At 65.0% G+C, this 20,000-nt stretch carries 20 protein-coding genes and 1 pseudogene; 11 read left to right on the forward strand and 10 right to left on the reverse strand.

The window, feature by feature from the left end; translation table 11 throughout:
* Positions 1-753 (reverse strand): SDR family oxidoreductase, encoded by a 753-nt coding sequence (locus tag AB3X98_RS02035; RefSeq protein ID WP_368604708.1) that lies wholly within the window; start codon positions 751-753, stop codon positions 1-3.
* 117 nt (positions 754-870) lie between these two features.
* Here AB3X98_RS02035 and AB3X98_RS02040 point away from each other — a divergent pair, with 117 nt between their 5' ends.
* Positions 871-1,785, forward strand: coding sequence for a LysR family transcriptional regulator (locus tag AB3X98_RS02040; protein ID WP_368604709.1), 915 nt, complete (start codon positions 871-873; stop codon positions 1,783-1,785).
* A gap of 223 nt (positions 1,786-2,008) precedes the next feature.
* Positions 2,009-2,814, forward strand: a pseudogene (dkgB, locus tag AB3X98_RS02045) (2,5-didehydrogluconate reductase DkgB).
* A gap of 14 nt (positions 2,815-2,828) precedes the next feature.
* Here dkgB and AB3X98_RS02050 read toward each other — a convergent pair.
* On the reverse strand, positions 2,829-3,968 hold the full coding sequence (locus AB3X98_RS02050) for an iron-containing alcohol dehydrogenase (RefSeq protein WP_368604710.1): 1,140 nt from the start codon (positions 3,966-3,968) through the stop codon (positions 2,829-2,831).
* Positions 3,969-4,142: 174 nt separating this feature from the next.
* Here AB3X98_RS02050 and AB3X98_RS02055 point away from each other — a divergent pair, with 174 nt between their 5' ends.
* From AB3X98_RS02055 to AB3X98_RS02080, 6 genes are all read left to right on the forward strand, one after another.
* On the forward strand, positions 4,143-5,078 hold the full coding sequence (locus tag AB3X98_RS02055) for a LysR family transcriptional regulator (RefSeq protein ID WP_069262352.1): 936 nt from the start codon (positions 4,143-4,145) through the stop codon (positions 5,076-5,078).
* Positions 5,079-5,195: 117 nt separating this feature from the next.
* Complete coding sequence (locus AB3X98_RS02060; RefSeq protein WP_368604711.1) at positions 5,196-5,717, forward strand: 2,4'-dihydroxyacetophenone dioxygenase family protein; 522 nt, start codon at positions 5,196-5,198, stop codon at positions 5,715-5,717.
* Entirely contained in the window at positions 5,714-6,451 is a 738-nt protein-coding gene (locus AB3X98_RS02065; protein ID WP_368604712.1) for an SDR family NAD(P)-dependent oxidoreductase, read from the forward strand. Before AB3X98_RS02060 ends, AB3X98_RS02065 begins: the two co-directional genes overlap by 4 nt.
* A 48-nt stretch (positions 6,452-6,499) precedes the next feature.
* The gene (locus tag AB3X98_RS02070; protein WP_342948317.1) at positions 6,500-7,801 is read left to right on the forward strand and encodes an MFS transporter; all 1,302 of its coding nucleotides are present in this window, start codon (positions 6,500-6,502) and stop codon (positions 7,799-7,801) included.
* Positions 7,802-7,828: 27 nt separating this feature from the next.
* Positions 7,829-8,557, forward strand: coding sequence for an SDR family NAD(P)-dependent oxidoreductase (locus AB3X98_RS02075; protein WP_069262356.1), 729 nt, complete (start codon positions 7,829-7,831; stop codon positions 8,555-8,557).
* Between the two features lie 54 nt (positions 8,558-8,611).
* On the forward strand, positions 8,612-9,427 hold the full coding sequence (locus AB3X98_RS02080) for an IclR family transcriptional regulator (protein ID WP_069262446.1): 816 nt from the start codon (positions 8,612-8,614) through the stop codon (positions 9,425-9,427).
* Positions 9,428-9,458: 31 nt separating this feature from the next.
* On the opposite strand, the gene AB3X98_RS02085 is transcribed toward AB3X98_RS02080, so the two are convergent.
* Both AB3X98_RS02085 and AB3X98_RS02090 read right to left on the reverse strand, forming a co-directional pair.
* A complete protein-coding gene (locus tag AB3X98_RS02085) occupies positions 9,459-9,893 on the reverse strand; it encodes a phosphate-starvation-inducible protein PsiE (protein ID WP_069262357.1) in 435 nt (144 codons plus the stop codon).
* Positions 9,894-10,184: 291 nt separating this feature from the next.
* Complete coding sequence (locus AB3X98_RS02090) at positions 10,185-10,412, reverse strand: hypothetical protein (RefSeq protein WP_256094505.1); 228 nt, start codon at positions 10,410-10,412, stop codon at positions 10,185-10,187.
* Between the two features lie 572 nt (positions 10,413-10,984).
* Between AB3X98_RS02090 and AB3X98_RS02095 the strand changes: the two genes are divergently transcribed.
* Both AB3X98_RS02095 and AB3X98_RS02100 read left to right on the forward strand, forming a co-directional pair.
* Positions 10,985-12,268, forward strand: a complete 1,284-nt coding sequence (locus AB3X98_RS02095) for a sensor domain-containing diguanylate cyclase (RefSeq protein WP_069262360.1) — start codon at positions 10,985-10,987, stop codon at positions 12,266-12,268.
* Between the two features lie 44 nt (positions 12,269-12,312).
* Positions 12,313-12,699 carry an MAPEG family protein gene (locus AB3X98_RS02100; protein ID WP_069262361.1) on the forward strand — a complete coding sequence of 129 codons (387 nt, stop codon included), beginning with the start codon at positions 12,313-12,315 and terminating at the stop codon, positions 12,697-12,699.
* Between the two features lie 48 nt (positions 12,700-12,747).
* Here AB3X98_RS02100 and AB3X98_RS02105 read toward each other — a convergent pair whose 3' ends face one another.
* The gene (locus tag AB3X98_RS02105; protein ID WP_368604713.1) at positions 12,748-14,103 is read right to left on the reverse strand and encodes an aspartate aminotransferase family protein; all 1,356 of its coding nucleotides are present in this window, start codon (positions 14,101-14,103) and stop codon (positions 12,748-12,750) included.
* Positions 14,104-14,136: 33 nt separating this feature from the next.
* Positions 14,137-15,396, reverse strand: a complete 1,260-nt coding sequence (locus AB3X98_RS02110) for an MFS transporter (RefSeq protein ID WP_368604715.1) — start codon at positions 15,394-15,396, stop codon at positions 14,137-14,139.
* Between the two features lie 118 nt (positions 15,397-15,514).
* Here AB3X98_RS02110 and AB3X98_RS02115 point away from each other — a divergent pair, with 118 nt between their 5' ends.
* Positions 15,515-15,961, forward strand: a complete 447-nt coding sequence (locus AB3X98_RS02115; RefSeq protein WP_342948371.1) for a helix-turn-helix domain-containing protein — start codon at positions 15,515-15,517, stop codon at positions 15,959-15,961.
* Between the two features lie 12 nt (positions 15,962-15,973).
* Here the strand turns inward: AB3X98_RS02115 and AB3X98_RS02120 are convergent, their stop codons facing one another.
* From AB3X98_RS02120 to AB3X98_RS02135, 4 genes are all read right to left on the reverse strand, one after another.
* Complete coding sequence (locus AB3X98_RS02120; protein WP_368604716.1) at positions 15,974-17,374, reverse strand: amidase family protein; 1,401 nt, start codon at positions 17,372-17,374, stop codon at positions 15,974-15,976.
* 43 nt (positions 17,375-17,417) lie between these two features.
* Complete coding sequence (locus tag AB3X98_RS02125; RefSeq protein ID WP_342948324.1) at positions 17,418-18,608, reverse strand: MFS transporter; 1,191 nt, start codon at positions 18,606-18,608, stop codon at positions 17,418-17,420.
* A gap of 149 nt (positions 18,609-18,757) precedes the next feature.
* The gene (locus AB3X98_RS02130; protein WP_368604717.1) at positions 18,758-19,546 is read right to left on the reverse strand and encodes an alpha/beta fold hydrolase; all 789 of its coding nucleotides are present in this window, start codon (positions 19,544-19,546) and stop codon (positions 18,758-18,760) included.
* A gap of 51 nt (positions 19,547-19,597) precedes the next feature.
* Positions 19,598-19,963, reverse strand: a complete 366-nt coding sequence (locus AB3X98_RS02135) for a DUF4148 domain-containing protein (protein ID WP_368604718.1) — start codon at positions 19,961-19,963, stop codon at positions 19,598-19,600.
* Between the last annotated feature and the right edge of the window lie 37 nt (positions 19,964-20,000).

Consider the following 20,000-nt stretch of genomic DNA (forward strand, 5'->3'; position numbering starts at 1 on the left):
TCAAACAATGCCGCCGTTCACACGGATCGTTTGACCGTCGATCCAGCCTGCGCCGTTGCCGACAAGGAACGAGACCACCTCGGCGATGTCGTCCGCCTGGCCGAGCCGTTCGAGCGGCGGCATCTTTGCGAGGCGTTCGATCTGCTCGGGCGTCTTGTCCTTGAGGAACAGTTCGGTTGCGGTAGGCCCGGGGGCGACCGCATTCACCGTGATATTGCGGCCGCGCAGTTCCTTGGCGAAGATGTTGGTCATCGCTTCCACGGCAGCCTTGGTGGCGGCGTACACCGAGTAGCCCGGCAGCGCGAGCGCCTGTATGCTGCTCGAAAAGTTGACGATGCGGCCGCCCTGGCGCAGCTTCTTCGCGGCAATGCGCTGCGTATTGAAGGTGCCCTTGAGGTTGATCGCGACGAGCCGGTCGAACAGGGCGTCATCGGTATCGGCCAGATTGACGAGGCCCGGCTGCATGATGCCCGCGTTGTTCACCACGATATCCACGCCGCCGAAGAGCGTAATGGCCTGGTCGAACATTGCGGCCACCTGGGCGGGCACGGCCACGTCTGCCTGAATCGCCGCGGCGCGACCGCCCGCGGCCTTGATGTCCTCCACGACCGCATTGGCGTCTGCGGCGCGGCCGGCGTAGTTGACGACGACTGCGATGCCTTCGCCCGCGAGGCGTCTGGCGATCGATGCGCCGATCCCGCGGGAAGCGCCGGTGACGATCGCGACTTTGCTGGTGTTGGCTTGCGTGCTCATGGTGACTCTCCGTTCCGGTTGGGTGGGTGATGCAACGTGATGCGATGGGTGCATCTTCCCGCCAGCCAACGCTCCACGGTAGCCGCATAACCAGAATATCGGTTATGCTCCCGGCGTATGACCATATTCAACGACCTGGGCCTGCTGCAGGCCTTCGTTGCCATCGTGGAGAGCGGCAGCATCTCCGCGGCGGCCCGCAAGCTGAATCTGAGCCAGCCCACGCTGAGCCGCCAGTTGCGTTCGCTCGAAGATCAATGCGGCGCGGCGCTGCTGCGGCGCGACACGCACCGCATGAGCCTCACCGAAACCGGCCACCAATTCCTTGCCGACGCCCAGGCGCTGCTCGCGCTAGCCGAGGAGTCCGCGCAGCGCATGCGGCGCGACCAGAGCGCGCTGAGCGGCAATATCCGCGTGTTCTCCACCATCGACTTTGGCCAGTCCGTGGTGAGCCGGATGATCAGCAGCTTTATCCAGGCGCACCCGGCAGTGAGAATGGAGCTGGCCTATTCGAACCGCCCGCTGCACATGATCGAAGAGGGCTGCGACGCGGGTATCGTCGCTGGCGTGCTCACTGACGATCGCGTCGTGGCGCGCTCGCTGGGCGAGATCCGCCGCTATCCGGTTGCCTCGCCCGCCTTCCTCAAGGATCACAAGTTCGCCAGCAAACCGGAAAGTCTCCAGGCCTTACCGTGGATCGCACTTTCGAGCCGGCAATTCGGCGGTTCGAGAGATGTCACGCTGTATTCGGGCGCGGCAACGTATACGTTGCAGATCGAGCCCGTGATGATCTCGGAGGGGGTGACGAGCATGCGCGAGGCCGCGCGCATGGGGCTGGGCCTGGCCGTGTTGCCGGAATGGCTGATCGAGGAGGATCTGATATCGGGCCGCCTCGTGCGCGTCTTGCCGAAATGGCAGGCGAAACCACTCGCCGCGCAAATCGTCTATCCCGTTCAAAGGCGGCTGCCGCTGCGCGTGCAGGCATTCACAGAATTCGCGACGGAATATATGACGACAGTGTTGAAGCCGCGATAACGCCGGACTTCGCTCATGCGAACGCTTCGGGCTAAGTGGCCCAACTAGCCGGTGCCCCCACCAGGCACGATGCCATGCTCGACCGCGACCTCGGTCTACGCTGCAGCGTTCGTCGCGCTTGGCGGCGTTGCACTCGTCCTCGTCCTGGATCGTCATGAGCCGGCGCTCGCGTTAAATCACTATTTTCGATTAGGTTACCCAATCATTTTTTGTGGAGAGCAACATGCGCAAGATTCCCGCATTCGGCCTCGGCACGTTCCGCCTGCAAGGTCAGGCTGTGATCGACTCCCTGCGTAACGGCCTCGAAGTCGGCTACCGCGCCATCGATACCGCGCAGATCTACCGCAACGAGGCCGAAGTCGGCGAAGCGATCGCCGCTTCCGGCATCGCGCGCGACAATCTCTTTCTCACGACCAAGATCTGGGTCGACAACTACGCGCGTGAAAAGCTGGTGCCGAGCCTGAAGGAGAGCCTGAAGAAGCTGCGCACTGACGCAGTCGATCTCACGCTGATTTATTGACCCGCGCCCAACAACGGCGTACCGCTCGAAGAATTCATGCGCGCACTGGCCGAGGCGAAATTGCAAGGGCTGACCGGACAGATCGGCATTTCCAATTTCAATATCGAGCTGACGAAGCAGGCTGTCGCAGTGGTCGACAAGGAAAACATCGCGACCAACCAGATCGAGTTGAGCCCTTATCTGCAGAATCGCAAGCTCGTTGAGTTCCTGAAGCAGGAAGGCATTCACGTGACGTCGTACATGACGCTCGCCTACGGCAAGGTGCTCGGCGATCCGGTCGTCGGCGCGATTGCCGAACGGCGCCACGCCACGCCCGCGCAGGTGGCGCTCGCCTGGGCACTGCGCCTGAACTACTCCGTCATTCCCTCTTCGACGAAGCGCGAGAACCTGACCAGCAACCTGCTCGCGCAAACGCTGGAACTCACGATGACGACATGGTGCAGATCGCCGCGCTCGAACGCAACGGTCGTGAAGTGCGCCCTATGGGCCTCGCCCCGCAGTGGGACTAAAACGCCGCGCCGCTTTACATCGACGATTCGAGCATGGCGCGGTAATCGTCTTCGGAGGCCTCGCGCGGATTGGTCTTGTGGCTGTGATCCTTGAGCGCGCCCCTGATGATCTCGGGGAACAGCCCGGCGTTCACACCGAGTTGCGCGAGGCCCGTCGGCAAACCGAGGCGTTCGGTCATCGTACGCACGGCAGGCGCCACTTCGGCGCCGCTGCCTAGCCCCATTGCCGTCGCGAGGCGGTCGAGCTTGCCTTCCTCGCGCACCGAAGACGCTGCCTCGTTGAACCGCAGCACAGCCGGCAGGAAAATCGCGTTCAGCGTGCCGTGATGCAAACGCGGGTTGATGCCGCCGAGCGAATGGCTCAGGCTGTGTACGCAACCCAGACCCTTCTGGAACGCAAGCGCGCCTTGCATCGACGCGCTCATCATGTTCAGCCGCGCCACGCGGTCGCCGCCGTCACGCGTCGCGCGCTCGATGTGACGCCACGCGCGCCACAAGCCATCCAGCGCAATGCCGTCCGCGGGCGGATTGAAGGCGGGCGCGAGGAAGGTCTCCATGCAATGTGCGATGGCATCCATGCCCGTCGCCGCCGTCAAACCGGGCGGCAAGCCCAGCGTGAGTTCCGGATCGCAAATCGCCACGCGCGGCACCACGTACGGGGAGATCACACCGACCTTGCGACCGTCGTCGAGAATCAGAATGGCGCCGCGCCCCACTTCGCTGCCGGTGCCCGCGGTCGTCGGCACGGCGATCACCGGCGCCGTCTTCGCCGTGATGTTCACCGCGCCGCCTTCGATCACCGCGAAGCGCTGCAGCGGTCCTTCGTGCGTCGCGCAAACGGCGACGCCTTTGGCGAGGTCAATGGCGGAGCCACCGCCAACGGCGACGATGCCGTTGCACTCCCCTGCAAGATAGGCCGCCACGGCCTCACGCACGGCCGCTTCGTTCGGATTGGGCGGGGTACCGTCGTAGATCGTTGCGGGCGCAACGCCTGCCAGAGCGCCCAGCACGCTATCGACGATCCCCGCCGCGCGTACGCCCTTGTCCGTGACGATCAATGGCCGGCTGATGCCCACACGTTCGCATTCGTTCCGCAGCAAATGAATGGCGCCGAAATCGAACTGGATTTGCGTGACGTAGTTGATGAGGGACATAGGATTGAGCTTCAGTTATAGTGAATTCGGCCGTTGCGGCGGCAAACGCTGGCAACGGCAATGCAATTACCGCATTTCGGCCGCATAGTGCTATTGTTTTGGGCCAGTATAGGGAGACACCTTATACGCGGTAATTGAGAAGATTTGATACAGCTATAACTTTTCCTCAACCCCATGACCCCGTCGCTAAACTCGATCATCTCCCGCCTCCATGTGAAGCAACTTCGGCTGTTGATCGCCCTGGGCGATCACGGCTCGCTGCTGAAGGCCGCCCAACAGGTCTCACTCACGCAGCCCGGCGCCAGCAAGGCATTGCAGGAGATCGAAACGACCTTTGGCACCGCGCTCTTCAATCGCACCAATCGAGGTCTCGAGCCCACCGAGGCCGGTCACTGCGCGATCCGCTACGCGCGCTTGATCCACACCGATCTCACGCATTTGCGCGAGGAGCTTGTCGGACTCTCGCGCGGGCGTGGCGGACGCGTAGCGGTGGGGGTCATCATGGGCGCGGTGCCGCTGCTGACCGACGCGATTTCCACGCTGATCGCGGCGCATCCGGAAATGTCGGTTGAAATCGTCGAAGACACGAGTGCTGCGCTGCTGAGCCAGATCGATGCGGGCCGGCTCGATCTCGCGATCTGCCGCACCACGGTCAGCCAGACGCCGCATCTCTACGAGAGCCTCAAGTTGCAGGACGAAACGCTCGCCGTGATCGCCAACGTGCGGCATCCGCTGCACCGCGCGAAGAAGCTCACCCTCAAGGACACGGAGAAGTATCGCTGGGTGGTCTACCGCGCCAACATGCCCATGCGGCTGTTGCTCGAACGCGAGTTTCGCGAGGCCGAACTGCGCTTTCCCACGCATCTGCTCGAAACGACCTCCGCGTTCGCCACGCTGGCGCTGCTGCAAGGCAATCCCTCGTTCGTCGCGCTGGTGTCGATCGACGTTGCGCAGTTCTTCGCGAGCCAGGAGATGGCCTGCATCCTGCCGCTGCGCCTCGCTTCCCGCAGCGAACCGTATGAGCTGGTCACGCGCCAGGGTGCGCCGCTCGCCCCCGCGGCGCGGCTGCTCATCGAAACGCTGTGCGACAAGCAAGGCATTGAATTCTGAAGCGCACGACAGCCGGCCCCGGGGAAACCCTGGCATTGACCTTAATCAAATCCCTCCCGCACAATGAACCATATCGTGGACTTAGCGTCCATATTATGGACATAACGAGAGCAATTGATGACGGACAAGCCCTACTCCCCCATGACGCCGTATCAGCTTCCGTTCCCCAAGGAAGCGCAGCAGGAAATCGTCATTCCCCACGCCATTCCCGCCGACGAGCGCGTGTGGGTACCCCAGGCCGAGAACGTATGGTTCCGTCCGCTGTGCCTGAACACGGCACAGGGCTACTGGATGAATTTGCTGCGCGTGCGTAAATCAGGTGTCCTGAGCAGGCATCGGCATCCGCAGGCCGTTCACGGCATGGTGCTCAAGGGCCGCTGGCGCTATCTGGAGCACGACTGGGAAGCGACCGAAGGCAGCTACGTGTTCGAGCCGCCCGGCGAAACGCATACGCTCTACGTACCGGAAGACGTCGAGGAGATGATCACCTACTTCCAGGTCAACGGCGTGATGTTCTATTGCGATCCGTGGGGCAACTACACGGGCTATGAGGACGTGTTCACGAAGATCGACATGTGCCGCAAGCATTACGCGGCGGTGGGTCTTGGCGAGGATTACGTGGACCAGTTCATCCGATGACCTGCGCCCGGTACGATTTCGCGGGGCGCGTGGCCGTCGTGACCGGCGCGGCGGGCGGCATCGGCCGCGCGATCTGCAATGCGTTCGCGCGCGGCGGGGCGCGCACGGTCAACTGGGACCGCGTGCCCGGCCCGCTGGATACGCAGGACGCACCCCCTCACATCGAAGCCGACGTCACGCGCCCCGAGACGATCGAAGCGGCGCTGGCAGCGACGCTCGCCGAGTTCGGGCGCATCGACTACCTCGTGAACAACGCGGGTTTCGCCGGTTCGACCGTGCCGCTCGATGCGTACGATCCCGCCGAATGGCAACGCATCGTCGACGTCAATCTGGTGGGCACCTATCACGTTTGCCGCTTCGTCGTGCCCGCCATGCGCCGCGCCGGTTCGGGACGCATCGTCAATGTGGCATCGCTCGCGGGCAAGGAGGGCACACCGAACGCGTCCGCCTACAGCGCGGCGAAGGCCGGTGTAATCGCGCTCACCAAATCGCTCGGTAAGGAACTCGCGCGAACGGGCATTCTCGTCAACGGCATTGCGCCCGCTGCCGTAGAAACACCGCTGCTCGCGCAGATGGCGCCCGCCCACGTGCAGACGATGATCGACAAGAGTCCGCTCGGGCGGCTCGGCACCGTGGATGAAGTCGCCGATCTCGCGCTATGGCTTTGTTCGGATTCCTGTACGTTCAGCACCGGCGCGATATTCGATCTTTCCGGCGGCCGCGCCACGTACTAATACACGCCCAAAGACACCCACACGATAACAGCCAAAAGGAGACGGCCCATGATCAAAAAATCGCAACGGCTCAAACGCACACAGACGATCGCCATCGCCTTTCTGACGATAGCGGGCATCGTGAACTATCTGGACCGCAGCACGCTTTCCATCGCCAACCATTCGGTGGCGGAGGAACTGCATCTGAACGCTTCGCAAATGGGCTTGCTGCTTTCGGCGTTCTCGCTCGCCTATGCGTTCGCGCAATTGCCGGTGGGCGCGATGCTCGACCGTTTCGGCTCGCGCGTGATGCTCGGGCTCGGCATGCTGGTGTGGTCGCTCGCGCAGGTCACGGGGGGCTTCATTCAAACGCTCAATCATTTTCTGGCGGCACGCGTGGTGCTGGGCATCGCCGAAGCGCCGCTCTTTCCGGCGGGCGCCAAGGTCATTCACGAATGGTTCGCCGTGCGCGAACGCGGCGCGCCAACCGGCACGTTCGTCTCCTCCTCGACCATCGCGCCGATGATCGCGCCGCCACTGCTCACCGCGCTGATGCTCTCGTTCGGCTGGCGTCCGATGTTCATCATCATGGGTGTGCTGGGTGTGCTCGTCTCGGTCGGCTGGTATGTGGTCTATCGCAACCGCGATCAGGTCGTGCTCACGTCCGAAGAAACGGCATGGCTCGAAGACGGCGCGACCGAAGCACCGAAGAAGAGCGCGCTGAGCTTCGCCGAATGGGGCATGCTGCTCAAGCAGCGCAACACGTGGGGCATGATCTTCGGCTTCATGGGCGTGATCTACATGGTGTGGCTCTATCTCACCTGGCTGCCCGGCTATCTGGAGAAGGAGCGCCATATCTCCATCGCGCATACGGGCTGGCTCGTCGCCATTCCCTATGTGTTCGGCACGATCGGCATGGCCAGCAGCGGCTTTATTTCCGATTACCTGCTCAAGCGCGGCATGGCGCCGATCCGCAGCCGCAAGTGGCCGCTGTGCGTCGGGCTGATCGGCGCGGCGGCCTTCACCGTGCCGGCCGCCTACACGCCGAGCACCGCGCTCGCCATTACCTATGTTTCCGTCGCGATGTTCTTCGTGAACATGTCGAGCGGCGCAGCCTGGGCCCTCGTGAGCGTGGCGGCCCCGCGCCATCTCGTGGCGTCGCTCGGCAGCATGCAGAACTTCGGCGGCTATTTCGGCGGCTCGTTTGCGCCGGTCATCACCGGCATCGTGGTCGACCAGACGCATTCGTTCGTGAACGCCCTGCTCATCAGCGCGGCGGTGGCGTTCGCCGCCGCGTTCGTCTATCTCTTCGTCGTCAGGGAAGTCGTGCCTGAAAACGAGCGCCGGACGGCAGCGACCCAACCCACCTGATTCATCTGTTCATACGCACTACGCATCATGACATTCAAGGACAATTTTCTCGCGGGCAAGGTCGCGCTCGTGACGGGCGGCCACTCCGGCATCGGCGCGGCCATTGCCAACCGGCTCGCACAACTCGGCGCACACACCACGGCCGCCGGCCTGCCGCCTCCCGCCGGCACGCCGGACGTACTCGATGCCGGCGTGCAACGCGCCTCGCTCGACGTGCGTTCGAGCGAAGACGTGACGCGACTGGTTAATGGCTGCGAGCGGCTCGATATCGTCGTGAACTGCGCGGGTGTGATCAGCCGCGGCGAAGAGCACCAGATCGAGGCGTTCGAGCGCGTGCTCGATATCAATCTCAACGGCACCATGCGTGTGTGTTCGAGCGCGCGCGAGCTGCTCAGGGCTTCTTCCGGCTGCATCGTGAACACGGCTTCGATGCTGAGCTTTTTCGGCGGCGGTCTCGTGCCGGCCTATAGCGCCAGCAAGGGCGGCGTGGCGCAGCTCACGCGCTCGCTCGCCATTGCCTATGCGCCCGACAATATCCGTGTGAATGCACTCGCGCCCGGCTGGATCGCGACGCCCCTCACCCAGGCGCTGCAGGACGACGGCGGCCGCTCGCAGGGCATCCTCGAGCGTACGCCGATGAAGCGTTGGGGGCAGCCCGAAGAAGTCGCGAACGTGGCCGCGTTTCTCTGCTCGCCCGCCGCTTCGTTCATGACGGGCGCGATCGTGCCCGTGGACGGCGGCTATCTGTGCGCCTGATCCGCAGGAATTGCGGGCATAATGGCGCCACACATGGCGCCCGCTAGCTTTCCGATGTCGACCACTGATTCCCCCACCTCCTCCCAATCCGGCGACGCCAAGGGCGTTGCTGGCACGGCCGCCTTTTCGAAGTTCATCGCCGTGCTGCAGCTCATCGCTGATGCCAGCACGCCGCCGAACATCGCGAAGCTCGTGGCCGCGAGCGGCTATCCGCGCCCGACCGTGCATCGCATCGTCGCCGCGCTGCAGGCCGAAGGGCTCGTCGCGGCGGTGGGCGGCGGCAATACGTTCGCGCTCGGGCCGCGTCTCGTGAATCTCGCGAGCCGCAGCTGGGAGCGATCCGACCTGCGCATCGCCGCCGTCGACGCGCTCATGGAACTGCGCAACACCACCTCGGAAACAGTGCACCTCGCCGTGCCCAGCGACGGCGCGATGGTGTACATCGAAAAGCTCGAAAGTCCGCACGCCGTGCGCATGGCTTCGCGTATCGGCACGCGCGTGGCGCTCACGTCGAGTTCGGTCGGCAAGGCCTGGCTCGCCACGCTCACGCCGCCCGAGCGCGAGCCAATGCTCGCACAGGCGCCGCGCGTGCGTTTCACCGAGCATACGATGACCGACCTCGACGCGATCCGCGACGAGATCGAACTCACGGCGCAACGCGGCTACGCGGAAGACCGCGAAGAAAACGAACAGTCGATCTGGTGTTACGGCGCGGCGATTCTCGGCGCCGATGGTCACGCAGTGGGCTGCGTGAGCGTCAGCATGCCGATGTTCCGCCGCCAGGCGGATGCGCAGCAGAGCTACATCGAACCCCTGCTCGCCGCGTGCCGCACCATCGCCGCGCGGCTCGGGCCGGTTTGCTTGCGATAACTCAAAACGGCACGACTTCAGCAGGACCGGCCTACTTCGCCTCTTCCACGCGCCGTTCATCGGTGTTGCTGGGATATTTCGCCTGCCCGAAGCGGATGATCAGCACGCCCAGCGCGATCAGCACGATCGCGCCCGCAGACGCCAGCAAATGCAGCTCGGTGTTCGCGCCCGCGCGCAGGATGAGGTCCCGCGCGATCGACACCATGGCGATATACAGCGGGAAGCGAACGGGCAACTGTCCAGCCTTGAGATACTGCCCGACCATGGCGAAGATCTCGAGGTAGAGAAACATCAGCAGCAGGTCGGTCAGCGTCACGCCGTCCGAATGCACCATATGCCAGATCAGGGCGCCCATGGCGGCCACGGTGCCAATGCCGATGATCAACAGACCGAACAGTTCGGCCAGCTCCATAGCGCGCTCGAGGCGCTCCTTGATCGCTCGTTGCAGAGCGTTCTCGTACTTCATCTTCGTAGGTTCCCCATGACACAGTAGGGGGATAGTAGCGCGACAAGATGAAAGTTCGAAAACGCGAAAAAAAATCCGCGAGGGCGCGGGCGCGAAACGAAATCAGGGCGAAGGCGCGGCGGTCACGCGCTCCACGTCGTTCAGGAGCGCCGCCTCGCCGGTCGTGCTGAGCGCGGCGATGCCGGCAACGCCGTCACTCGCGTATTCGTCGGTCAGGAGTTACAACGCCTCGACATCCACTCGCCATCGCGCAACGGCGTCACGATGGGCAACCGGATTCCCTCGAACATATCAGGCCCCCTTGTTGCCGGTACGCAGACGCAACGCGCCGATCGTGGCTTCCGGCACGCTGCCTATCAGCGTATGCATCGTGAAGTCGATGTCTTCGGGCGCGATATCGAGTAGCACACGCATGGCGCCGCGCGCGAAGGCAGTTTGCGCGACGTAGACGCCGAGCGGGGAATGCAGCAGCGCCGCGAGATGCGCCCGCGCGGCTTCTTCGGTATTCGCGGTCAGCATGACTTCGAGCCAGGCACGCGGGGCCCGCAACGGAACGACCTTTGCACGCGGCCGCGGAGCCGGCGCCACGATCTCGTAACGGGGGATGGGATTTGCGCAAGCCATGAGATTTGAATTGCTATTCGCAGGTTGTGAACACAACTTCAGCGTATTCCCGAACGCGTAAAAGCGGTGTTAAAAATAGCGGCGCGTCGTGTCTAAATCTCACATGCCTTGTGCGAGCTGCGGATTCAACTCGAGATGCAGCACGACGAGCCAGCGTCGCGGGCACGCGTTGGCAATTTCGAGTGGCGCTTCGTGCGCACTTCCACCGCTTCGTACAGGCCCGATGAAGCCCTGCTTCTTCGCACAAGAAAAAATGCCGTAAAAATGCGCGGCATTTACCTCCCATTCTGACTTCGGCGTTCGCATTCTTCGCGTTTTCGAATCACCCCGATTTCGCGCTGGGGTCTGCCCGAACGCGCGCGAACCCGCATGTTCGAAAACGTCCGTGGGACACATTACGCTGCCGCGCCGCGCAATGCGGTCTACTATATCGTCAGTGTATTGGGCAACCGGGCAAAGGAGGCTCGATGGCCGACTGGTCGAACATGATGCGCGATTTCGTCGACGAAATCGCTGCGAGCGTGGCCATGATCGGCCGCGACGAGCGGGGCCAGTTCGTGGTTTCGGCCTGCAACGATCATTTCATGCGCATGACGGGCGGCAGGCGCAGCGCGATCAAGTCGTTCCCGGCACCGTTCGATTCGCTCATTCCCAACTACGCCCGAACCGAATTCCGCAAAAAGCTGACCCAGTGCTTCGAATCCGGCGTCGCCCGGGAACTCGAGCAAGCCTATGACCTGAGGGACGGAACGCACTGGTGGCGCCTGTCGTTGAAGCCGATACGCCACGCCGAAAGCGGAGTCTCCGTACTCGAAATCATGGTCACAGGCCTTGAAATCACCACGAAGATGTTGCTGACGCACGAACTGGAAGTCAGCACGTCGCGCTTTCGTTCGGTCGTCGATGCAGCCTACGACGCCATCATCACGATCGACCAGCAGCATTGCATCACGCTATTCAATCGTGCCGCGGAAAACCTGTTCGGGTACTCTGCCGAAGAAATGCTCGGCCAACCGATCACGGACCTTCTGCCCGAGCGCTACCGCGCCAATCATTCGCAATACGTCCACCTGTTTGCGCGCTCGCCCGTGCGCTCGCGGCAGATGGACGAGCGCAACCGCGTGTATGGGCTGCATCGGGATGGGTCGCTGTTGCCCGTCGAAATTGCGATTTCGAAAATCAACGTGGGCGGGCTGATCGAATTCACCGCCGTGATTCGCGATATCGCCGACCGCGTTCGCTTGATGGATCTGCTTCAGAAGCAGGCCGTCACCGACGAGCTGACCGGCCTGCCGAACCGCCGAGAATTTGCCGATACCGTTGAACAGCTTCTCGAAGCCGACAAAACGCTTTCCGTCTTTATTCTCGATATCGATTACTTCAAGAAGATCAACGACAGCTACGGGCACGACATCGGCGACGAAGTGCTGCGCGTGCTGGCCAAAGTCGTGATGAACAGCGACAGGCGCATTGGCGTGTTTGCGCGCTGGGGCGGCGAAGAGTTCGTCGCCGCGCTGCCTGAGTTCAATATCGAGCAGGCAACGGCCGTGGCCGAGGAATTGCGCCAGACCATCGAGCAGCAGGACTTCGAGCATCAATGGCGGCTGGGCAAGCCCGTTCCGTTTACGGTGAGCATCGGCGTAACGGAGCGCCTGCCGGGCGAGGATGACTTCGGTGCGATCGTCAAACGCGCGGACGTGGCGCTCTATCGGGCCAAAGACAGCGGACGCAACCGCGTGGAAGTCGGCTAGCGCGCGCCACAATCGCATCGCGTTCTTTCGCCAGGGAGGCCGTCATGGACAGAATTGCGCTGGCCTGCGTGGCCGTGCTGGGTCTTTTGCTGTTTGGCCTCGGCCTGTCCATTTCCATGCTTCGCTTTCGCGAAGGCACGCTCTCGGGATGCGCGCCGGACCCGGCCAGCCTGCTGCACAAGTTCGTGCGCGCGCATGCGAACACGGCCGAATATGTGCCCTTCCTGGCCGCGCTGTTTCTCTATCTGGGCACACACTCGCCCTCGCCGGCAACGCTCGCGCTGATCGTGGCCGCGACCGTCTGCCGGTGCCTGCTCGTCGTCGGGCTGGTCGCGTTTCCCTCGATGGCAAAACCCAATCCCGCCCGATTTATCGGCGCGCTCGGCACTTACGCGGCCGGTATCGCGCTGAGTCTCGCGTTGCTACGTTGACTCGAGAATGGGCTTTCGCTGTGCGCGCAACGTTGTCGCCGGTGTTCGCTACGGCGCACGCGAATCGCCGCGCAGCGATGCCAGCAACTGCACGAGCGCCTCGATGTCTTCATCCCGCGTGCGCCACGACGACACGCTGATCCGCAACGCAGGCCGCCCTTGCCAGATCGTGCCGCCGAACCACGTTTCGCCCGAAGCCTGCACGGCGCTGCGCAGCGCCAGCGTCTGGGCATCCGTTGCGCCGCGGAACAGCACCTGGTTCAGCACGACCCGGTTGAGCACCTCGTAGCCCAGGCGTTCGAGTTCGGCGCCGATGCGCTGCGCCTGCGCGTGATGGCGCTCGACCATGGCCGCGACACCTTCGCGACCGAGCGTGCGTAGCGCCGCCCACACGGGAATGCCGCGCGCGCGGCGCGAGAACTCCAGTGTGAGGTTCTTCTGCGCGTCGGCGCTCGCAGACAAATAGGCCGCGTCGCTGTTCATCGCCTCGGCGAGCGCCGTTGCATCGCGGCAAATGACCATGGCGCAGTCATACGGCGTGTTCAGCCACTTGTGCGCATCGGTCGTCCAGCTATCGGCCCCTTCGATACCCTCGGTCAGCGCCGCCAGTGACGAGGTCCGCGCCCACAGGCCGAACGCGCCATCGACATGCACCCACGCGCCGGCCTCCCGCGCACGCGCGACGATCGGCGCAAACGGGTCGAATTCGCCGGTATTCACCTCGCCGGCCTGCAGGCACAGGATCGTGCGGTCGTCGAGCGGCGGGAGTCGCGCCGCATCCACGCCGCCGTGAGCATCGACGGCCGCGTAGACGATGCGCTCCAGCCCGAAGCCCAGGATGCGCAACGCCTTCTTTACCGTAATGTGAGCGAGTTCCGAGACCACGACCTTGATTTCGGGCGCGCCCATCAGCCCCTGGCGGTCGAAGTCCCAGCCTTGCCGTGCGAGCAGCGCGCGCCGGGCGGTAGCGAGCGCACCGAGCGTGCACGCTGTCGCGCTGGTGCCGAAGCCCACGGCGCTTTCGCGTGGCAGGTCGAGCGCTTCGAGCACCCAGCGCCCCGCGATGCGTTCCACCGTGGCTGCGACCGGCGAGTTGTCGAACGTGGAGGCGCACTGATCCCACGCCAGCATGAGCCGCTCGACCGCGGCCGCTGCAGGCAGCGCCGCGCCAATCACGAAGCCGAAATAGCGCGGACCGTTCGAAGCCGTCGTCGCCGGCGAGCCTACGCGGTCGAGCAGCGACAGCGTGTCTTCGGCGGGTAATCCGCTCGCGGGCAGCGGCTCGTCGAACGCACTGAGCGCCGCGATGGCTGCGTTCGAGGGGAAAACACGCCGTGTGGCGTTGCCTTCGAGATAGCGCAGGCCGCGTGCGTCGGCATCCGCCAGCAGTTTCAGTTCATCCATCCATGTCTCCCGGTTCGAGTTTCCATTCAGGCTTCAATTCGACGTACAGGCGCACGGGGACGCGCGCGGCATGCTGCGCACCGTGACGGCCCAGAACACGAGCGCCAGCAAACTCACGGCCGCGCCCAGCGTACACACACCATGCCAGCCCGCCGCGGCATACGTCGCCGTCGTGCCGATCGCGCCAAGCCCGCTGCCAACCGCATAGAACAGCATGTAAAGACTCACGAGCCGGCTATGAAGTTGCGCGTTGCTGCGAAAAATCAGGCTTTGATTGGTCACGTGCAGCGCCTGACCGCCGAGATCGAGCAGCACGATGCCGACCAGCAGCATCCATAGCGAGTGTCCCAGCATCGAGAGCGGCCACCAGGCCAGCAACAGCAGCGCCAGCGCGGCCGCACTGGTGCGCTGGCCCCAACCCCGATCGGCCCAGTGGCCCGCGCGCGCAGCGGCCAGCGCGCCCGCCGCCCCGGCTATGCCGAAGGCCCCGATCGCCGTATGAGAAAAATTGTAGGGCGGCGCACTCAACGGCAGCACCAACGCGCTCCAGAAGATATTGAGGGTCGCGAACATCAGCAGCGCGAGCACGCCGCGCGTCTGCAGCACGCGATCCGAGCGCAGCAACGCGAACATCGAGATGATCAGTTGTACATAGCTCATCGTGCCTGGCTCACCGCGTGCCAGTTTCGGAAGCCGGCGCCACAGCGGCACGGCCAGGGCGAGCATGACGGCGGCGGAACAGCCATACACGCCGCGCCAACCGGCAAGATCGCTCACGCCGCCGGAGAACACGCGAGCCAGCAGCAGGCCGATGAACACGCCACTGCCCGCTGCACCCACCACGCGCCCGCGCTCGTCGGGCGCGGCGGCGGCCGCCGCATAGGCGATCAAACCCTGCGTCATGGCCGTGCCGAGCATACCCACACCGAGCATGCCGGCCAGCAGCACCGTTACGGATCGCGCGAGACCGACCACGCCCAACGCGCCCGCCAGCGCCAGCAATTGCACGATCATCAGGCGGCTACGCTCTACCCTGTCGCCCAACGGCACGAGTAGCAGCAGCGCCAGCGCGCAACCGGCCTGCGTCGCCGTGACCACGCCGCCAACCGCGGCGCGCGTGATGCCGAAATCGCGCGCCAAGGCGTCCAGCAAGGGCTGCGCATAGTAGACATTGGCGACGCTCAAACCGCTGGCTACGGCGAACAGCAGTACGAGGCCGCGCGACAACGGCGCGCGCGGCTGCACGGGAGCGCCGCGGGCCGGCGGTGCAAGCGCAACGGAATCCGCGTCCATGATCTTCAATCCAGTTTCAAAACAAAACTGATTGAATGGTATGTCGACTGGTTTTAAAATGCAACTACGTGAGGCGTACGCATTACGTCAATACGTTCCAGCAAGAGAGAGAATCGCCATGGCAAGCCGCAAATCCATGCAGAAGGAAACCTGCCCCGTCGCGCGCTCGGTCGACGTGATCGGCGACCGGTGGTCGCTGATGATCCTGCGCGATGTCTTCGACGGCATTCACCGCTTCGGTGACATTCAGCGCAATCTGGGCGTGGCGCGCAATATCCTGTCAGGCCGTTTGAGCCATCTGGTCGAGGCCGGCATTCTCGAAACCCGGCCTGCCTCCGACGGCACGACCTATCAGGAGTACGTGCTAACGAAGAAAGGGGAAAGCCTCTTCCCCGTTATCGTGGCGCTTCAGCAGTGGGGCGAGCGCCATTTGTTCGGGCGCGGCGAACGGCATTCGTGGTTGATCGACAAAGCAACGGGCAAGCCGTTGCTGTCGATGTTTCCGCAGACCCGTGAGGGGCACGCTCTCACCCCTCACGACACCGTGGTCAAGAAGCCCGCATAACGCCCGCCCGGCTTACATGGCCGGGTCGATGGGCGAAGGCGGCGCGCCTCGTTCCTCGATGGCCTGGCCAGCCAGCAGACACAGGTCTTCGCGGAAGTGCCCGGCGACGATCTGCACGCCAACCGGCACGTCCTTCACCATCCCCGTCGAAACGACGAGCCCCGGCAAGCCCATCGCGGGCAATGCGCGCATGGTCAGCTGGGCGTCCCACACGCGCTGGAATCCCGCCGCGCCCTGCATGTCGAGGTTATTGGGGAACGGCAGTTCGCCCGAAACCGGCAGCAGCAGCACGGGATATTCCGCAAGGAACAAGCGCCATGCGCGCGTGAGCGTCGTGCGGCGCACCAGCGACGGGACCACCACGTTCTCGGGCATCGCCGCGACCTTGGCGCGCACGCCGTCCACGACCGCCTGCGCGCCCGGGTCGCCGTCACGCGCCACGGCGTCGGCGAGCGCCGGGAAGCCGTCGCCGAGCCACAGGCGTTCCTGCACTTCGCCGGCGTCACGCAGGAGCGGCACGTCATCGATCTGCTCGACCGTCCAGCCCGCGTCGGCGAGTCGGCGGCCGGCGTCGAGCAAAGCATCCTCCACCTCCTTCGTGATGCTCATGCCGCCCGGGCGCAGGCAGAGTGCCGCGCGCCGCGGCACGTCGGGCCCGATGAGCGGCGCCGGCGTCCACCACGGGTCGCGCAGGTCGGGCGCGGCAAGCGCCGCGAGCGCCACGCGCAGGTCCTCGACCGTACGCGCCATCGGGCCCGCGCCCGACATCATCTGCGCGCCGATCGGCCGCTCGGGCGACGACGCGTTGAACGCCGGCACCCGCCCGATGCTGGGCCGCAGGCCATGCACGCCGCACGCATAGGCCGGGTAGCGCACCGAGCCGCCAATGTCGGTGCCGAGCGCGATATGCCCGATGCCGGCCGTGACCGCCGCCGCCGCACCGCCGCTCGAGCCGCCCGGCGTGAGCGATGCGTTGCGCGGGTTCTTCGTATGCCCGTGGACCTGGTTGCTCGTGAACCAGCGCAGCGCGAAGGTCGGCGAATTGGTGCGGCCGAGCAGCACCGCGCCCGCGCGCACGAGGTTTTCGACGGCCGGGCTGTTGACCTGCGCGATCAGATCCTTTTGCAGGCGCGTGCCGTTGGTCGTCGCGAAGCCCGCCTGGTCGATGTTGATCTTCGTAGTGACGGGCACCCCCGCGAGCGGCCCCGGGTCTTCGCCGCGCGCTATCGCCGCGTCGATTCTGTCGGCCTGCTCGAAGACCCACTCGGGCCGGTAGTCGATCACCGCGTTGATGAGCGGATTGACGGCCTCCAGCCGCTCGAGCGCGGCCTTCGCGGCCTCGCGTGCCGACACCTCGCGCGCGCGAACCCGCTTGGCGAGTTCAGTTGCGGATAAACGCCATAGTTCAGTCACGATCCCTCCGGTTCGTTAGGAAATTAAGAGTTGCCAGACCTGTTCAGGCGCTGGCCGATAACGTCTCGACACGCTGCCGGTCGCGCAGAACCGCCAGCGCGAGCGCCGCGAGTCCGCATGCCGCGATGAGCGCGAGCAGCGCCGCGCGGCCGCCGTGCACCAGCACCCAGCCGCCGACGGTCGGAAACCCGAACGCGCCGACGAAGTACGCCGCGACGAACCACGTGAGCGCGGCGCGGCGGTGCGCGGCGACGGAGTCGTTGACGGCCTGAAGCTGGACGATCGGGTAAGCGAGCCCGTACCCGGTGCCCAGCAGCACCGCGGCCGCCGATTGAAACAGCACGTGAAACGGCACGACGAACATCGCCGCGCTGCCCATCACCATCATGACGAGCAGCACTTTCGTCGCGGTTTCGGAGCGCATCTTGATGACCACGCGCGAGAGCAGCCAGCGCGTGGCGATGACCGTCACCGTGTAGACGCTGAAGAAAGTCGTCGCCTTCGCCTCGGTGCCTTGCACGAGCGACATCTGGAACGTCATGAGGCCCGAGAACACGCAGCCGCCCAGCGCGATGATGACGATGGGATACACCGCGCGCGTGCGGGCGATCACGCCCATCTTCAGGAGCCACGGGTCCGGCGAGGCCGGTTCTTGCGTCGCGGTACTGGAGCGCACGTGCGGCGCGAGCCGGCCGAACAGCTCGAGCAGGACGGCCGCCAGCACGCACAGGCCGCCGATCGTGTAGAGCACGCCGCCAAGCGGCATGCGCCAGAAGCGGATCGCAAAGCCCGCCAGCGCCGGACTGCCGCCGATGCCCGTCATCTGCATGGTGGCGAAGCGCAGGAACCACAGGCCGCGCTCGGCGTCGTTCGTGCGCTCGGCGAGCGCCATGGGCGCGGCGAGGCAGAACGCGCCCCAGCCGAACCCCACGAGGAAGCCGGGCACGACGTCGAAGCTGCTCACCTGCTCGACGAGCGCGAAACTCACCACGCCCGCGCCCACGCAGAGCGCCGCGAGCGCGGCCATGCGCGCCGCGCCCACATGCTGGGCGACCCAGCCCGTGAGCGAGACGCCCACGAAGGTGCCGAGCGCCGCGCCCGCGAGCGCCACGCCGGTGTTGATATCGTTCCCGCCGATGGCGCGCACGTGCATGGAGAACAGGAACGTCGCGCCATAGCCTGCTGATGCGAGCAGGACGCCGACGAGCATGATGAGGGCACTGAATGGGCGCACGGCGGGCCTTCCGGACGATGACGGAAGTGTGCAGATTATCAGTCCCTGTACCCAGCGTTGCATTCAGGTGCTCCTCGGGTGCGATGTCGGCGGCGGGCGAGCGGTCGCGCGAGTCGAAGCGCTTCCGCCGCACGGCCGAGGCGGGCCGGTTACTGTGCGCCCTGCTGCGCGTGTTCCGCCGCGTCGATGATCGCGTCGGCCACGGCCTTCGGCTGGCTCAGCATCGAAACGTGGCTGCCGTTCACGCGCGTCACCTTTGCGCCAATATGCTTCGCCATCGATTCCTGCAGCGCGGGGGCGATCATGCGGTCGCGCGTCGTCACGACGAAGTACGAAGGCTTGTCGTGCCACGCGGCCTGCGTGACCTTCTGCGAGAGGGCGCCGCTGAACCACGGGCCCTGGGTCGCCGCCACGATGCGTTGCTGTGCGGGCGGCAGGTCGGGCGCGAAGTCCTCGCGGATCGCCTTGTCCGAAAGCGTCAGGTAGCCCGCCGAGTCCTTGCGCAGTTCGCTTGCCCAGGGCGCGTCCGGCTGGCCCTGGGTGATATCGGCGATCGACTGGCCGTTGTCGGGCGCGAAGGCCGCCACGTACACGAGCGACTTCACCTTCTCGTCGTTGCCGGCTTCGCTGATCACGACGCCTGCCCACGAGTGGCCGACCAGCACCACCGGGCCCTTCTGCTGCTCGATCACGCGCTTCGTTGCGGCAGCGTCGTCGGCGAGCGAGCTGAGCGGGTTCTGCACGGCGACGACGTGCAGGCCGCGCGCTTCGAGGAGCGGAATCACGCGGTTCCAGCTGGAGCCGTCGGCGAACGCGCCGTGCACCAGCACGACGTTGGTGCCTTTCAGGTCCTGCGGCGGCGCGGCATGCGCCGCTTGCAGCGCGAAGAGGCCGCCGAGGAACGCCACGGACGTAAAAATCTGCTTGATCGAAGCCATCGTTTTTCTCTCTTCTCTTATCGGGTCGTTCGGTGGGTCGGGAAAGGCGGATTACGAATGCGCGTAGATCGGGCCGAGGCCGGGGATATCGTCCTGCGCAGCGCGCGCGGCGTTCGTGCCGTTCATGGCGTGATGCGGCTTGCGCGGAGCGGACGCATCGGACGAGCCGGCCGTCACACCGCCATACGATGACGAAGCGGCTTGCTGCGCGACCTGCGTGGCTTCCACGCGCGCCAGCGCTGCCTGGATGTTGCGCGGGTATTGGGTTTCGTCGGCGGCCGGGTTGTAGCCGGCTTTCTGCAGCTGCACGAGTTCGGCGCGCACCTGCGCACGGGTGACGGGCTCGTTCGACTGAGCGAACGAAAGAACCGGGGCGGCGGCAAGAGCGGCGAGGGCGAGGAGCTTGAGGGCTTTCATGAGGTTCTCCAAAGAGGAAGGGGTAGACAGCGATCGG

The organism is Paraburkholderia sp. BR14312 (genome assembly GCF_040948675.1).
GTDB lineage: Bacteria > Pseudomonadota > Gammaproteobacteria > Burkholderiales > Burkholderiaceae > Paraburkholderia > Paraburkholderia nodosa_A.

Coding starts and splice junctions, on each gene's coding strand:
- AB3X98_RS02035 (WP_368604708.1), bottom strand. CDS start 753: ATGAGCACGCAAGCCAACACCAGCAAAGTCGCGATCGTCACCGGCGCT.
- AB3X98_RS02040 (WP_368604709.1), top strand. CDS start 871: ATGACCATATTCAACGACCTGGGCCTGCTGCAGGCCTTCGTTGCCATC.
- AB3X98_RS02050 (WP_368604710.1), bottom strand. CDS start 3,968: ATGTCCCTCATCAACTACGTCACGCAAATCCAGTTCGATTTCGGCGCC.
- AB3X98_RS02055 (WP_069262352.1), top strand. CDS start 4,143: ATGACCCCGTCGCTAAACTCGATCATCTCCCGCCTCCATGTGAAGCAA.
- AB3X98_RS02060 (WP_368604711.1), top strand. CDS start 5,196: ATGACGGACAAGCCCTACTCCCCCATGACGCCGTATCAGCTTCCGTTC.
- AB3X98_RS02065 (WP_368604712.1), top strand. CDS start 5,714: ATGACCTGCGCCCGGTACGATTTCGCGGGGCGCGTGGCCGTCGTGACC.
- AB3X98_RS02070 (WP_342948317.1), top strand. CDS start 6,500: ATGATCAAAAAATCGCAACGGCTCAAACGCACACAGACGATCGCCATC.
- AB3X98_RS02075 (WP_069262356.1), top strand. CDS start 7,829: ATGACATTCAAGGACAATTTTCTCGCGGGCAAGGTCGCGCTCGTGACG.
- AB3X98_RS02080 (WP_069262446.1), top strand. CDS start 8,612: ATGTCGACCACTGATTCCCCCACCTCCTCCCAATCCGGCGACGCCAAG.
- AB3X98_RS02085 (WP_069262357.1), bottom strand. CDS start 9,893: ATGAAGTACGAGAACGCTCTGCAACGAGCGATCAAGGAGCGCCTCGAG.
- AB3X98_RS02090 (WP_256094505.1), bottom strand. CDS start 10,412: ATGCTGACCGCGAATACCGAAGAAGCCGCGCGGGCGCATCTCGCGGCG.
- AB3X98_RS02095 (WP_069262360.1), top strand. CDS start 10,985: ATGGCCGACTGGTCGAACATGATGCGCGATTTCGTCGACGAAATCGCT.
- AB3X98_RS02100 (WP_069262361.1), top strand. CDS start 12,313: ATGGACAGAATTGCGCTGGCCTGCGTGGCCGTGCTGGGTCTTTTGCTG.
- AB3X98_RS02105 (WP_368604713.1), bottom strand. CDS start 14,103: ATGGATGAACTGAAACTGCTGGCGGATGCCGACGCACGCGGCCTGCGC.
- AB3X98_RS02110 (WP_368604715.1), bottom strand. CDS start 15,396: ATGGACGCGGATTCCGTTGCGCTTGCACCGCCGGCCCGCGGCGCTCCC.
- AB3X98_RS02115 (WP_342948371.1), top strand. CDS start 15,515: ATGGCAAGCCGCAAATCCATGCAGAAGGAAACCTGCCCCGTCGCGCGC.
- AB3X98_RS02130 (WP_368604717.1), bottom strand. CDS start 19,546: ATGGCTTCGATCAAGCAGATTTTTACGTCCGTGGCGTTCCTCGGCGGC.
- AB3X98_RS02135 (WP_368604718.1), bottom strand. CDS start 19,963: ATGAAAGCCCTCAAGCTCCTCGCCCTCGCCGCTCTTGCCGCCGCCCCG.